Raw genomic sequence first — 13,529 nt, forward strand, 5'->3', positions numbered from 1 at the left:
GAGACTATTTGCGCACTTCGCCGTGGCCGAAGACCACGTACTTGAGCGAGGTCAGGCCTTCCAGCCCCACGGGACCGCGCGCATGCAGCTTGTCGTTCGAGATGCCGATTTCGGCGCCCAGGCCATACTCGAAGCCGTCGGCGAAGCGCGTGGAAGCATTCACCATCACCGAGGCGGAATCGACTTCGCGCAGGAAGCGCAGCGCGTCGCTATAGTCTTCCGTGATGATGGACTCCGTGTGCTTGGACGAATACCGGTTGATGTGGTCCATCGCCTCATCGATGCCGTCGACCACCTTCACCGACAGGATGGCCGCCAAATACTCGGTGGACCAGTCTTCCTCGGTGGCGGCCACCAGGTGCGGGTAAGCGGCGGCGGCCAGGATGGCATGGCTTTCAGGATCGGCGCGCAATTCCACCTGCTTGGTCAGGTACAGTTCGGCCAGCTGCGGCAGCACGGTGGCGGCGATGGCGCGTGATACCAGCAGGGTTTCCATGGTGTTGCAGGTGCCGTAGCGGTGGCACTTCGCGTTGAAGCCGATATCGAGCGCCTTCCTGATATCGGCCTTGGCGTCGATATAGACGTGGCAAATGCCATCGAGGTGCTTGATCATCGGCACGGTGGCCTCGGCCATCAGGCGCGCGATCAGGCCCTTGCCGCCGCGCGGCACGATGACGTCCACGAACTGCGGCATGGTGATGAGCGCGCCGACGGCGGCGCGGTCGGTGGTGTCGATGACCTGCACGGCATCGGCCGGCAGGCCGGCCCCCAACAAGCCTTCCTGCACCAGCCTGGCCAGCGCGCGGTTGCAGTGAATCGCTTCCGAGCCGCCGCGCAAAATCGTCGCGTTGCCGCTCTTGATGCACAGGCCGGCCGCGTCCACCGTCACGTTCGGGCGCGCTTCATAGATGATGCCGATGACGCCCAGCGGCACGCGCATCTGGCCCACCTGGATGCCCGTCGGGCGAAATTTCATGTTCGAGATCTCTCCGATCGGGTCGGCCAGCGCGACGATCTGCGTCAAGCCTTCGACCATGGTGGCGATGGCCGCGTCGGACAGGGTCAGGCGATCGAGCATGGCCGGTGCCAGGCCGGCGGCAGCGGCCGCGTCGAGGTCGCGCTGGTTGGCCGCGCGCAGCAGGTCGGCATCGCGCACGATGGCCGCGGCGATCAGGCTCAAGGCCCGGTTGCGCGTGGCGCTGTCGGCGCGCGCCATGGCGCGCGAAGCGGCGCGGGCACGCGTGCCCACGTCCTGCATATATTCTGTGATGTCCATGCTCTTATCCATATAGTAAAAACCTAGCCTCGGGCGATCTTCAGGCCCAGTTGCAACATGGCATCCCAGGCGTCGCCCGCGTAGCCCTTGGCGCGCAAGCCCTTGATCATCTTGTCCACCTGCGCCGCCTGCTGCAGCGCCGCTTCCAGCACGGGCAGCGAAATGCGCCGCAGGGCCGGTTCCATCATGCGCTCGCGCGGGCCCCAGATGCGGTATTCCTTCAGCAGCGCGCCCAAGGGCCGCCCTTGCGCCATGCCGGCCTTCAATTTTAACAGCGTGCGGATTTCCTCGGAGACGGCCCATAACACCAGCGGCAGCGCCTCGCCCTCGCCTTTCAAGCCTTCGAGCATGCGCACCAGGCGCGCCGGATCGCCGGCCAGCATGGCTTCGGACAGCTTGAAGACATCATAGCGGGCCACGTTCAGCACCGCGTCCTGCACTTGTTCGTACGTCAGTTTGCCCGCCGCATGCAGCAGACCCAGTTTCTGGATTTCCTGGTGCGCCGCCAGCAGGTTGCCTTCCACCCGCTCGGCGATGAAGTCGATGCTGGCCCGTTCCGCGCTTTGCCCCTGCGCGGCCAGGCGCTGGGATATCCAGGCCGGCAACTGCGCCCGTTCCACATTCGGAATGTCGATATACACGGCCGCCTGCTGCAGGCTGGCGACCCAGGCCGCTTTCTGCGTGGCCCAGTCCAGCTTGGGCAGGGTGATCAGGGTCAGGTTGTCGGGGCTGAGATTTTTCGCGTAGCTTTGCAGCGCCGCGCCGCCATCCTTGCCCGGCTTGCCGGTGGGGATGCGCAGCTCGATCAGTTTTTTATCGCCGAACAGCGACAGCTCCTGGTTCGCCGCCAGCAGCTCGCCCCACTTGAAGCTGCGCTCCACCGTCAGCACGTCGCGCTCGGAGTAACCCTGCGCGCGCGCCGCGCGGCGGATCTTGTCGGCCGCTTCCAGCGCCAGCAGGTGCTCGTCGCTGGTGATCACATACAGTTGCGCCAGCGGCTTGGCCACATGCCCGTCGAGCGCGTCTATCCGCAATTGCATGGCGTCCCCGTTACTGCTGCGCAGCCGGCGCGACCGGCGTCACGGGTGCCACTGGCGCCACCGACATGGCCGGCAGCACCGGCTTGATGGCCGCCAGGCGGCGCATGATCTGCTGCACCAGGTCGTTGCGCATGTCGCGGTACAGCGCCGCTTCTTCCGTTTCCTTGGCCAGCACCTGAGCATCGTTGAAAGTGATCGGACGCACGAGACTGATGGCCGTCGGCGCCAGCAGCTGGTTGCCGGCCTTGTCCAGGACGCGGAAATTGATGGCATACCCGAGCTGGTACTCGCTCACGCGGCCACTACTGTTCAGGGTCAGAATGGTCTTGGTACGGTTCCTCTCCGGATCGCTGAGCACCTCCAGGACAGCGTCGGCGCCATCCTTGGTGTCGACCACTTCCGTGCTGCCGATGGCGCGGATATAGCGTTTCAGGTCGATCGCCAGCGGCGACGAATTGGGCAGGCCGATATACATCGTCGCGAACGGTAGCATGAAACTGCCGTTCGAACCGCGCAAGTGAAAGCCGCAGGCCGACAGCAAAACAGTCAGACCCAAAGCCAGCACGGCACGGCGGCCCATCTGCGATACGGAAGAGGAAGTCGTCATGATTACACCACGATGCTGATTAACTTGCCCGGCACGACGATGACTTTCTTCGGCGTGGTCTCGACATACTTCCGCACACTCTCGCACGCCAGGGCGGCCGCTTCGATGCTGGCCTTGTCCGCATCCTTGGCGACCGTGATCGAGCCGCGCAGCTTGCCGTTCACCTGGATCATCATCTCGATCTCGGACTGGACCAAAGCTTGCGGGTCGACTTGCGGCCAGGCGACGTTGAGCAGGTCGCCATGCACGCCGGCATAGCCCAGTTCCTGCCACAGGACGTGGGTGATGTGCGGCGCCACAGGGTTCAGCAGGCGCAGGAAGATCGAATAGCCTTCGGCGATCAGCGCCTTCGACTGCGCGCTGTCATCCAGCTTGGCCGACTCCAGCGTGTTGAGCATCTTCATGCAGGCCGATACGACGGTGTTGTACTGGATGCGCTTCAAGTCGTAATCGGCCTGCTGCAGCAGCTTGTGCAGTTCGCGGCGCAGGTTTTTCTGTGCCTCGCCCGTGGCCGGTGCGGCAGCGCCAGCCAGTGCGGCTTGAATCGTCGACGACTGGGCGTAACCGAAGTTCCACACGCGGCGCAGGAAGCGGTTCGCGCCTTCGACGCCGCTGCCCGACCATTCCAGGGTCTGTTCCGGCGGCGAGGCGAACATGGTGAACAAACGGGCCGTGTCGGCGCCGTACTGCTCGATCTGCGCTTGCGGGTCGATGCCGTTGTTCTTCGACTTCGACATTTTTTCCGTGCCGCCGATTTCCACCGGCTGGCCGTCGGCCGCCAGGATGGCGGACTGCGGACGGCCCTTGTCGTCGAGCGACAGGCGCACGTCGTCCGGGTTGAACCAGGTGGTCTTGCCCGCCGCGTCCTTGCGATAATAGGTTTCGTTGAGCACCATGCCCTGCGTCAGCAGATTGACGAATGGCTCGTCGAACTTGACCAGGCCGAAGTCGCGCATGATCTTGGTCCAGAACCGCGCGTACAGCAAGTGCATGACCGCGTGTTCGATGCCGCCGATGTACTGGTCCATCGGCATCCAGTAATCGTTGCGCGCATCGACCATGGCGTCGTTCGAGCCTGGCGAGGTATAGCGCATGTAGTACCACGACGAATCGACGAAGGTATCCATGGTGTCCGTCTCGCGGCGCGCCGGCTTGCCGCACTGCGGGCAGTCGCACTGCAAGAAGGCTTCATATTTGTTCAGCGGATTGCCCGTGCCGTCCGGCACGCAGTCTTCCGGCAGCACCACCGGCAGGTCTTTTTCCGGCACCGGCACCACGCCGCAGTCGCCGCAATGGATCATCGGGATCGGCGTGCCCCAGTAGCGCTGGCGCGAAATGCCCCAGTCGCGCAGGCGGAACGTGGTTTTCTTTTCGCCCAGGCCCAGTTCGGCCAGGTCGGCGGCCACCGCGTCGACGGCGGACGCGAAATGCAGGCCGTCGTATTTGCCGGAAGAGATGCAGACGCCGTCCTTGCTGCCGTACGATTCCTGCCAGGCGTCCGTCGAAAATTCCTGGCCCTTGACTTCGATCACTTGTTTGATCGGCAGATGGTATTTCTTGGCAAAGCCGAAATCGCGTTCGTCGTGCGCCGGCACGCCCATCACGGCGCCGTCGCCGTAGGTGATCAGCACGTAGTTGCCGACCCACACTTCCACTTGCGCGCCCGTCAGCGGATGGGTGACGAACAGGCCGGTCGGCATGCCCTTCTTCTCCATCGTCGCCATGTCCGCCTCGATCACGGAACCGAGCTTGCATTCGGCGTTGAAGGCGGCCAGTGCAGGATTGGTTTGCGCGGCGTGGATGGCCAGCGGGTGTTCGGCCGCCACGGCGCAGAAGGTCACGCCCATGACGGTGTCCGGACGCGTGGTAAACACGTACAGCTTGCCGTCGCCGATCAGGGCGCCTTCGGCATCCTTGATCTGGTGCGGGAAGGCGAAGCGCACGCCCGTCGACTTGCCGATCCAGTTGGTCTGCATGGTGCGCACGCGCTCGGGCCAGCCCGGCAGCTTGTCGTCCACATAGGCCAGCAGTTCTTCCGCGTAATCGGTGATGCGCGCGTAGTACATCGGGATTTCGCGCTTTTCGATCAGCGCGCCGGAACGCCAGCCCTTGCCGTCGACCACTTGTTCATTGGCCAGCACGGTCTGGTCGATCGGGTCCCAGTTCACGGTACCGGTTTTCTTGTAGATGATGCCTTTTTCCAGCATCTTGAGGAACATCCACTGGTTCCATTTGTAGTATTCGGGCTTGCAGGCGGTCATTTCGCGCGACCAGTCGATGGCCAGGCCCATCGATTCCATCTGCTGCTTCATGTGGGCGATATTGGAATACGTCCATTGCGCGGGCGGCACGTTGTTGGCCATGGCCGCGTTTTCCGCCGGCATGCCGAAGGCATCCCAGCCCATCGGCATGAGCACGTTGTAGCCATTCATGCGCAGGTAGCGGTACATCACGTCATTGATCGTATAGTTGCGCACGTGACCCATGTGCAGCTTGCCCGAAGGGTAAGGCAGCATCGAGCAGGCAAAATACTTGCCTTTTGGGAAACGCGGGTCGTGTTCGACGGCTTTATAGGCGTCGATCGCCTTCCAGTGCGATTGGGCGGCTTGTTCGACGTCGGCGGGACTATATTTATCTTGCATGATGTGCGGCCAATAGTGGATATGAACCGAGCATTATACTGGTTGTCGCCGCCCGATAGCGCGGCGCGCTGGCGGCCCGGACCGGCAAATTTTGGCCGGCGCACAATTATGCTGTGTAATATATGGGCAATCTTGTTCTTTGCATCAAAGCCGGCCATGATCGTCTACCAGGAATATCCGCCCATTCCCGCCCTGCGGCCATGGCTGGACTGCGTCTGGACCTGCCGCGTGCAGACGGGCGCCACGCCCCTCACGCACCAGGTCTTGCCCGACAATTGCATCGATATTTTGTGCCAGGACCAGCAGGACGCCAGCTTTGCCGTCGGCATGATGACGGCGCCGATTGCCGTCGTCAGCCACGGTCTCGTGCAGACGGTGGCGGCCCGCTTCAAGCCGGGCGCGGCAGCACGCTTCTTCCAGCTGCCCCTGTGCGAACTCAACGATGGACGTGCCGATCTGCGGCAGCTGTGGGGCCGCGAGCTGGCGGCGCGCCTCGGTGACGCACTGTGGAGCGCCCCCTTGTCCCCGGTACAAAGAATTGCCATTTTGCAGGATTATCTGCTGCTGCGCCTGCGCCAGGGACCGCCGCTGCGCCAGGCCGGCGTCGCCGAGCACGCCATTGCCGCCATCGAAGGCGCGCACGGCATGCTGCGCGTGGATGGCCTGGCGCAGCGGCTGGGCGTGTCGCGCCAGCACCTGGCGCTGCAATTCCGGCGACAGGTCGGCATCAGCCCGAAGCTGTTTGCCCGCATCTGCCGTTTCCGGGCCGCCAGCGCTGGCTTGAAAAACCAGCCGCAGCAGCCGGACTGGGCACAAGTGGCCTTGCAGTATGGCTATTTCGACCAGTCGCACCTGATCCACGACTTCCAGGAGTTCGCCCGCAGTTCGCCCGAGGCCTGGCTGACGGACCGGCGCGCGTGAGCACCTTCCATTTTTCCAATCGCGCGGCGTGCGCCAATGGCATGATGGCGACATTCTTCATTCACCAGGAGCAGAACATGATCAAGGGCTTGCGCACCGTCACCTATCCCGTCCCCGACCTGGAGCAGGCCAAGGCCTGGTACAGCCAGGTGTTCGGCACCGCGCCGTATTTCGACCAGCCGTTCTATGTCGGTTTTGCCATCGGCGGCTTCGAGCTGGGCCTGCTGCCGGGCGGCGAGCCGGGCACGCAGGGCAGCGTGACGTACTGGGGCGTGGACGGCATCGAACAGGAAGTCGAGCGCATCGTCGCGCTGGGCGCCAGCCTGCACCATCCGATCACGGACGTGGGCGACGGCATCCGCACGGTGGAGTTGCTCGATCCGTTCGGCAACCAGATCGGCCTGATCGACAATCCCCACTTCGATAGCGCCAAGGTCGTCTAAGCCGCCTCGCCTTGCAGCCACAGCCGGAACTGCTGCAAGGCCTGCTTTTCATGCGCTGCCTCGGGCGTGATCAGGTAATACGCGCGCTGGCCGCGCAGTGGGCGCTCGCACACGATGCGCAGCTCGCCGCGCGCCAGTTCCGCCTCGACCAGCATACGCGGCAGCAAGACCACGCCCTGCCCCTGCACGGCCGCCATGGCCAGCATGGAAAACAGTTCATAGCGGGCGCCGTAGCGCGCCCCTTCTCCATCGACCTGCATGGCGTCAAACCACTGGCGCCAGGCGCCGGGACGCGTACTTTGTTGCAACAAGGTCAGTTCCAATAAATGCTGCGGCTGCCAGGCGCTGCGCGCGGCCAGCAGGCTCGGGCTGGCGACGGGCACGATTTCCTCATGCATGAGCAAGGTGGCGTGCGTGCCGGGCCAGCGCGCCAGCTGCTCGGGCGTGCCCGCATACAGGGCGCCATCGTATTCCGTATCGGCAAACATGAACGGTTTTGTATACGCGTCGATATGCACGACGATATCGGGGTGCAAACCGGCCAGCGACGACAGCCGTGGCATCAGCCAGCGCGTGGCAAACGTGGGCACGGACGCGAGCTGCAAGGCGCCGCCACCGCCCTGGCGCGCCATGGTGTCGAGCGTGTCGCGCTCCAGGCCATCGAGGCGGGCCGCGATCTGGCGCGCATACGCGGCGCCGGCGCTGGTCAGCAGCACGCCATGGCGCGTGCGCTGGAACAGTTGCACGCCGAGAAAGCTTTCCAGGGAGGATATCTGGCGCGACACGGCACTTTGCGTCAGCGACAGTTCGCGCGCCGCGTGCGTGTAGCTCTGGTGGCGCGCGGCGGCCTCGAAACAATTTAGCGCCTGCAGCATCGGGATTTTGCGTGACATCGGGTATCCGGCGGGTAAAAGAACCCTAGTATGCCGCAAGATATGCGTCATACGCATGTCTGGGTGCGAAAAAATCGTTTGCGCAAGGCAAGGCAAAAATCTACCATGAGCCATATTCAATCTTGCGCCGATCACCGGCGCTCACCTGCGAGGCCTGTGATGAGCAAAACCGTATTCGACTGGAATTCCCCCCTGCTGCTGGAAGAACAACTGACGGGCGACGAACGCGCCGTGCTGGAAGCGGCCCGCGACTATTGCCAGGGCAGCCTGGTGCCGCGCGTGCTCGAATCGTTCCGCCATGGCCGCACGGACGCCGCCATCTTCCGCGAAATGGGAGAACTGGGCTTGCTGGGCACGACCATTCCCGAAGAATACGGCGGCGCCGGCCTGAACTACGTCTGCTACGGCCTGGCCGCGCGCGAAGTCGAGCGCGTCGATTCCGGCTACCGCTCGATGATGAGCGTGCAATCGTCGCTGGTGATGGTGCCGATCAATGCCTTCGGCAACGAGGAAACCAAGCAGAAATACCTGCCGAAACTGGCGACCGGCGAATTCATCGGCTGCTTCGGACTGACGGAACCGAACCACGGTTCCGACCCTGGCAGCATGGTCACGCGCGCGCGCAAGGTACCGGGCGGCTACAGTATCTCCGGCGCCAAGATGTGGATCACCAACAGCCCCATCGCCGACGTGTTCGTCGTCTGGGCCAAGGACGATGAAGGCGCGATCCGCGGCTTCGTGCTGGAAAAAGGCTGGAAAGGCCTGTCGGCGCCCGAGATCCACGGCAAGGTCGGCTTGCGCACCAGCATCACCGGCGAAATCGTCATGGATGAAGTATTTTGCCCGGAAGAAAATGCCTTCCCCGACGTGCGCGGCCTGAAGGGACCATTTACATGCCTGAACAGCGCCCGCTACGGCATCGCCTGGGGCGCGCTGGGCGCGGCCGAAGACTGCTACCTGAAGGCACGCCAGTACACGATGGACCGCCAGCAATTCGGCCGCCCTCTTGCGGCGAATCAATTGGTGCAAAAGAAACTGGCCGACATGCTGACGGAAATCACCATGGGCTTGCAAGGCTGCTTGCGCCTGGGCCGCATGAAGGATGAAGGTTCGCCGGCCGTGGAAATCACTTCCATCATGAAGCGCAACAGCTGCGGCAAGGCGCTCGACATCGCCCGCATGGCGCGCGACATGATGGGTGGCAACGGCATTTCCGACGAGTTCGGCGTCATCCGCCACCTGGTCAACCTGGAAGTGGTCAACACCTATGAAGGCACGCACGATGTGCACGCGCTGATCATCGGCCGCGCCATCACCGGCATCGCCGCCTTCAACTAATGGACGCCTTGGCTTCCACCCTGCGGCCCGCGCCGTTGACCGGCTTGCGCGTGCTGGACCTGTCGCGCGTGCTGGCCGGCCCGTGGGCCGGGCAATTGCTGGCCGACCTCGGTGCCGACGTGGTCAAGGTCGAGCAGCCGGGGCGCGGCGACGACACGCGCTCCTGGGGCCCGCCCTACCTGAAGGACGAGGACGGCCGCGATACAGCCGAGGCCGCCTATTTCCAGTGCGCCAACCGCAACAAGCGCTCCTTGTGCATCGACCTGGCCGCCCCCGAAGGCCAGGCGCTGGTGCGCCAGCTGGCGGCCGAAGCGGATGTCTTGCTGGAAAATTTCAAACTGGACGGCTTGAAGCAATATGGCCTGGACTCTGCCAGCTTGCTGGCGCTCAACCCGCGCCTCGTTTACTGCTCCATCACGGGCTTTGGCCAGGACGGGCCGTACGCGGCGCGCGCCGGCTACGACTTCCTGATCCAGGGCATGGGCGGCTTGATGAGCATCACGGGCGTGCCCGACGGCCAGCCGGGCGCCGGACCGCAAAAAGTGGGCGTGGCGCAGACGGACATCATGACCGGCTTGTACGCCACCATCGCCGTGCAGGCGGCGTTGGCGGAACGCGAGCGCTCGGGACTGGGCCAGCATATCGACCTGGCCCTGCTCGACGTGCAAGTGGCGGCGCTGGGCAACCAGGCAGCCAATTACTTGTGCGGCGGCAAGGTACCTCAGCGCATGGGCAATGCCCATCCGAACATTGTTCCGTATCAAGATTTTCCCACGGCCGATGGCGACATGATTCTGGCGATCGGCAACGATGGCCAGTTTTCGCGCTTTTGCGCCGTCGCCGGCCACCCGGAATGGGCACAGGACGAGCGTTTCATGAGCAATCCGCAGCGCGTGGCGCACCGGGCGATCCTGATCCCCTTGATGCGCCAGACCACGGTCATGCGCACGACGGCCGAGTGGATCAGCGCCTTCGAGGCGCAAGCCGTGCCGTGCGGCCCCGTCAACCGCATCGACCAGGTCTTTGCCGATCAGCAAGTGGTGGCGCGCGGCTTGAAAGTGGAGATGCCGCATCCGACGGCGGGGACTGTTGCGCTGGTGGCCAATCCCGTGCGCCTGTCCGGCTCGCCGGTGCAATACCGGCTGCCGCCGCCCTTGCTGGGCCAGCATACGGACGAGGTGCTGCAGCAATGGCTGGGGCTGGAACGGGGCCAGATCGACGACTTGCGTGAACGCAAGATCGTCTAAGGCAAAACGCGGGACAGTCGCCAAACTGTCCCGCGTTGTTTATTTCAGCACCAGTTTCAGCGCCGGCTTTTCGCCATAATCTTCATAGCGTTCATTGATGCCGGCGATACAGAACGTCATCTCTTCCAGCAAGTCCGGCACCTGCGCCTTCATCGCCTGCGCATCCTGCACCACGATCTCCAGCACTTCATTCGGCTGCAGGCGGAACTGCGTCATGCCGTCTTCGTCACGCAGATAGCTGAGGCAATCGACCCAGGCGTCCATGGTATTGCCATAGAACTCGGGGAAACCAAACGCCTGCACGCATTGCGCATGAAAGCTGGTCCAGTCGGTGATGTCTTTTCCATTCAATAGGGCACTAGGCATATCAATTCTTTTCCATAGAGTGGGGCTGCGCGGGATCGGTGACAAAACCGAGGCGTTGCAAGCCATGGGATTGCGCAGCGGCCATCAAGCTGGCCACCGCTTCATAACGGGTATTTCTGTCCGCGCGCAATTGCAGCTGCGGCGGCCTGGCCTGCCGCGCCGCCTGCGCCAGGCGCGCCTCCAGGGCCAGGGGGGAGACAGGCTGATTGTTCCAGAACACGCGCCCTTGCGCATCGATGGCCACGTTGACCGTCTCGCCAGCCACGGCTTCGCCGCGCGCATCGGCCTTCGGCAACTCCAGCTTGACGGCGTGCGTGAACATGGGCGCAGCCAGGATAAAGATCACCAGCAAGACCAGCATCACGTCGACCATGGGCGTGACATTGATATCGGACATGCTCGCCAGGGGCACGCCGCCACGTTGCTGAAAGGAACCGAATGCCATCATGCCTCCCGCTGAGCCGTCAAGTAAGCGTGCAGGTCGTGCGCAAATGCATCGAGCTCGGCCAGGGTCAGCCGGTTCATGCGGTTATAGCCATTGTAGGCCAGCACGGCCGGTATCGCCACCAGCAAGCCGGCCGCCGTCATGACCAGCGCTTCGCCAACGGGACCGGCCAGTTGCTCGACACGCAAGCCATCGCCTTGCGCCACATTCGCCAGCGCGTGGTGGATACCCCATACGGTGCCCAGCAAACCGAAGAACGGCGCCGTCGCGCCCACCGAGGCCAGCGTGGTCAAGCCCCGTTCCAGGCGCACGGTGGCATGCGCGATGCCATCGCGCAAGCTGCGCGTCAATTGTTCCCGCGGCGGCAAGGCGGCACTGAGGGCAGGCGCCTCGGCCGCCGCGCTGCGGCCATGCAGCACCAGAGGCAGGTAGATCAGTTCGGTATCGGCCATGGCCAGCACGGCCATGCCATCGTCGAGGCTGGGCGCGGCCCAGAAAGCCGGCAGGCGGCGGGCGGCGCGCCGCACTTTCCAAGTAGAAACTGCCTTGCTCAGCATCAAATACCAGCTCAGCAAGGACATGCCCAGCAAGGCATATGCAACCGCGTGGCTGACGGCATCGCCCTGCAGCCAGTATTGGGCCAGGCTCAAGTGATTCACTGTGCCCGGCGCCATGGTGCTGACGTCCTAGTTTTTCAGGGACAACACATCCTGCATGTCGAACAGGCCGGTCGGCTTGTCGGCCAGGAAACGGGCGGCGCGCAGGGCGCCGTGCGCGTATGTCACGCGGCTGCTCGATTTGTGGCTGATCTCGATGCGCTCGCCGATGCCGGCAAACAGCACCGTGTGGTCGCCCACGATATCGCCGCCGCGGATGGTGGCAAAGCCGATCGTCGACGGGTCGCGTTCGCCCGTCACGCCTTCGCGGCCATAGACGGCGCATTCCTTCAGGTCGCGTCCCAGGGCGCCAGCCACCACTTCGCCCATTTGCAGGGCCGTGCCTGACGGCGCATCGACCTTGAAGCGGTGATGCGCTTCGACGATTTCAATGTCGTAGCCTTCGGACAGGCTTTTCGCGGCCAGTTCCAGCAGCTTCATGGTGACGTTTACGCCCACGCTCATGTTCGGCGCGAACATGATGGCCGTCTTTTCAGCGGCAGCGGCAATGGCGGCCTTGCCCGCGTCATCGAAACCGGTGGTGCCGATGATCATCTTGATGCCATGCTCGGCGCAATACGCGAGGTGCTGCAAAGTGCCTTCGGGACGCGTGAAGTCGATCAGGAAATCGGCGTTCGCCAAGCCAGCAGCCAGGCTAGACTCGATCGGCACGCCGGCAGGCTTGCCCAGGAAGGCGGCCGCGTCCTGGCCGAGGGAGGGCGAACCGGCGCGGTCGAGCGCACCGGCCAGCACGGCGTCGGGCGCGTTGCCGACCGCTTCGATCAGGATATGGCCCATGCGGCCACTGGCGCCCGCGATTGCAATTTTCAGTTCAGTCATTGTATTTCCAGCTTATTTGGTGGGAACGGGTTCGGCAGCTGGCACGGCATCGGCCGCCGGTGCCGGCGCCACGTCAGGCTTGCTCACCGGAATGGCGGGCGCGGCATCGGCCGGTACCGGCACGGCGCTTGGCGCCACGGGCGACGGCACGGAAGCGGCAGGCACGTCCGCCTTGGCCACCTTGGCGAAGGGCGAAGGACCGGCGATGCGGTCGATGTATTCCTTCTCCGTCGGCAAGTTACCGCCCTCGAAGCGGGACACCTTGCCCTCCTTGTCGAAGAACACGACCACGCGGCTGCTGGTGGTTTCGCCACTGCCCTTGGCCAGGCGGAAGGGGTAATCCCAGCGATCTGCATGGAAAATATCGGTCAGCAAGGACGTGCCAAGGATGAAACGCACCTGCTCGCGCGTCATGCCCACTTTCAGCTGGGCCAGCATTTCTTCGGAGATAAAGTTGCCTTGTTGAATGTCTGGACGATACGGCGAGAAAAACCACATGAATTTCTGCAGCGGCGTGACGGTCGTCGTCTGCGCGCCATTCTCGGGCACGACTTCCTTGCCTTCTTTCTGGGTAATGGCCGGCTTTTCGCCCAGGATGCCGCGGCTGGCACAGCCGGACACCGTCAGCGCGACACAGACCATGCCCGCCACGACTGGTGCTCGAAATGAAATACGGTGCCAGAGAGATGGCAATACAGCCGGTGTTACGCGCATAAATGACCTCAATTGGATGAACAAAACGCCAGGAGTGACCGGCCAGCCAAAAAATGCATATTTTGGCACTCCCCGACAAAACGCTATATGATAAAGCACCT

14 protein-coding genes are annotated in these 13,529 nt (G+C 63.6%); 4 read left to right on the top strand and 10 right to left on the bottom strand.

From position 1 onward, the window contains the following. Positions 1 to 4 precede the first annotated feature (4 nt). Genes AC3RCJ_RS27490 through leuS form a run of 4 tightly spaced genes read right to left on the bottom strand, consistent with a single transcriptional unit; the run spans position 5 to position 5,565 of the window. Complete coding sequence (locus tag AC3RCJ_RS27490) at positions 5 to 1,276, bottom strand: glutamate-5-semialdehyde dehydrogenase (protein ID WP_492957367.1); 1,272 nt, start codon at positions 1,274 to 1,276, stop codon at positions 5 to 7. A gap of 23 nt (positions 1,277 to 1,299) precedes the next feature. After that, positions 1,300 to 2,316 carry a DNA polymerase III subunit delta gene (holA, locus tag AC3RCJ_RS27495; protein WP_058048018.1) on the bottom strand — a complete coding sequence of 339 codons (1,017 nt, stop codon included), beginning with the start codon at positions 2,314 to 2,316 and terminating at the stop codon, positions 1,300 to 1,302. A gap of 10 nt (positions 2,317 to 2,326) precedes the next feature. Next, positions 2,327 to 2,923 (bottom strand): LPS-assembly lipoprotein LptE, encoded by a 597-nt coding sequence (locus tag AC3RCJ_RS27500; protein ID WP_492957368.1) that lies wholly within the window; start codon positions 2,921 to 2,923, stop codon positions 2,327 to 2,329. Between the two features lie 2 nt (positions 2,924 to 2,925). Continuing rightward, positions 2,926 to 5,565: a leucine--tRNA ligase gene (gene leuS, locus AC3RCJ_RS27505; RefSeq protein ID WP_492957369.1), complete on the bottom strand. Its 2,640-nt coding sequence runs from the start codon at positions 5,563 to 5,565 to the stop codon at positions 2,926 to 2,928. Positions 5,566 to 5,697: 132 nt separating this feature from the next. Between leuS and AC3RCJ_RS27510 the strand changes: the two genes are divergently transcribed. Next, positions 5,698 to 6,486, top strand: a complete 789-nt coding sequence (locus AC3RCJ_RS27510) for a DUF6597 domain-containing transcriptional factor (RefSeq protein ID WP_492957370.1) — start codon at positions 5,698 to 5,700, stop codon at positions 6,484 to 6,486. A gap of 41 nt (positions 6,487 to 6,527) precedes the next feature. Beyond that, a complete protein-coding gene (locus AC3RCJ_RS27515; RefSeq protein ID WP_492957371.1) occupies positions 6,528 to 6,929 on the top strand; it encodes a VOC family protein in 402 nt (133 codons plus the stop codon). Here the strand turns inward: AC3RCJ_RS27515 and AC3RCJ_RS27520 are convergent. Then, entirely contained in the window at positions 6,926 to 7,822 is an 897-nt protein-coding gene (locus tag AC3RCJ_RS27520) for a LysR substrate-binding domain-containing protein (RefSeq protein ID WP_492957372.1), read from the bottom strand. The genes AC3RCJ_RS27515 and AC3RCJ_RS27520 overlap by 4 nt on opposite strands. 159 nt (positions 7,823 to 7,981) lie before the next feature. Between AC3RCJ_RS27520 and AC3RCJ_RS27525 the strand changes: the two genes are divergently transcribed. Both AC3RCJ_RS27525 and AC3RCJ_RS27530 read left to right on the top strand, forming a co-directional pair. Next, positions 7,982 to 9,160, top strand: a complete 1,179-nt coding sequence (locus AC3RCJ_RS27525) for an acyl-CoA dehydrogenase (protein WP_492957373.1) — start codon at positions 7,982 to 7,984, stop codon at positions 9,158 to 9,160. Beyond that, on the top strand, positions 9,160 to 10,407 hold the full coding sequence (locus AC3RCJ_RS27530) for a CaiB/BaiF CoA transferase family protein (RefSeq protein ID WP_492957374.1): 1,248 nt from the start codon (positions 9,160 to 9,162) through the stop codon (positions 10,405 to 10,407). Before AC3RCJ_RS27525 ends, AC3RCJ_RS27530 begins: the two co-directional genes overlap by 1 nt. 39 nt (positions 10,408 to 10,446) lie before the next feature. Here AC3RCJ_RS27530 and AC3RCJ_RS27535 read toward each other — a convergent pair whose 3' ends face one another. The 5 genes from AC3RCJ_RS27535 to AC3RCJ_RS27555 are packed head-to-tail and all read right to left on the bottom strand — an operon-like array spanning position 10,447 to position 13,356. After that, positions 10,447 to 10,773: a barstar family protein gene (locus AC3RCJ_RS27535; protein ID WP_492957375.1), complete on the bottom strand. Its 327-nt coding sequence runs from the start codon at positions 10,771 to 10,773 to the stop codon at positions 10,447 to 10,449. Between the two features lies 1 nt (position 10,774). Further along, positions 10,775 to 11,170, bottom strand: a complete 396-nt coding sequence (locus AC3RCJ_RS27540; protein WP_492965261.1) for an ExbD/TolR family protein — start codon at positions 11,168 to 11,170, stop codon at positions 10,775 to 10,777. Positions 11,171 to 11,217: 47 nt separating this feature from the next. Further along, positions 11,218 to 11,892, bottom strand: coding sequence for a MotA/TolQ/ExbB proton channel family protein (locus AC3RCJ_RS27545; protein WP_492957377.1), 675 nt, complete (start codon positions 11,890 to 11,892; stop codon positions 11,218 to 11,220). Between the two features lie 12 nt (positions 11,893 to 11,904). Next, a complete protein-coding gene (gene dapB, locus AC3RCJ_RS27550) occupies positions 11,905 to 12,714 on the bottom strand; it encodes a 4-hydroxy-tetrahydrodipicolinate reductase (RefSeq protein WP_492957378.1) in 810 nt (269 codons plus the stop codon). A gap of 12 nt (positions 12,715 to 12,726) precedes the next feature. Then, complete coding sequence (locus AC3RCJ_RS27555; RefSeq protein ID WP_492957379.1) at positions 12,727 to 13,356, bottom strand: outer membrane protein assembly factor BamE; 630 nt, start codon at positions 13,354 to 13,356, stop codon at positions 12,727 to 12,729. Positions 13,357 to 13,529 lie beyond the last annotated feature (173 nt).

Source organism: Janthinobacterium sp. GW822-FHT07H11 (assembly GCF_058798615.1).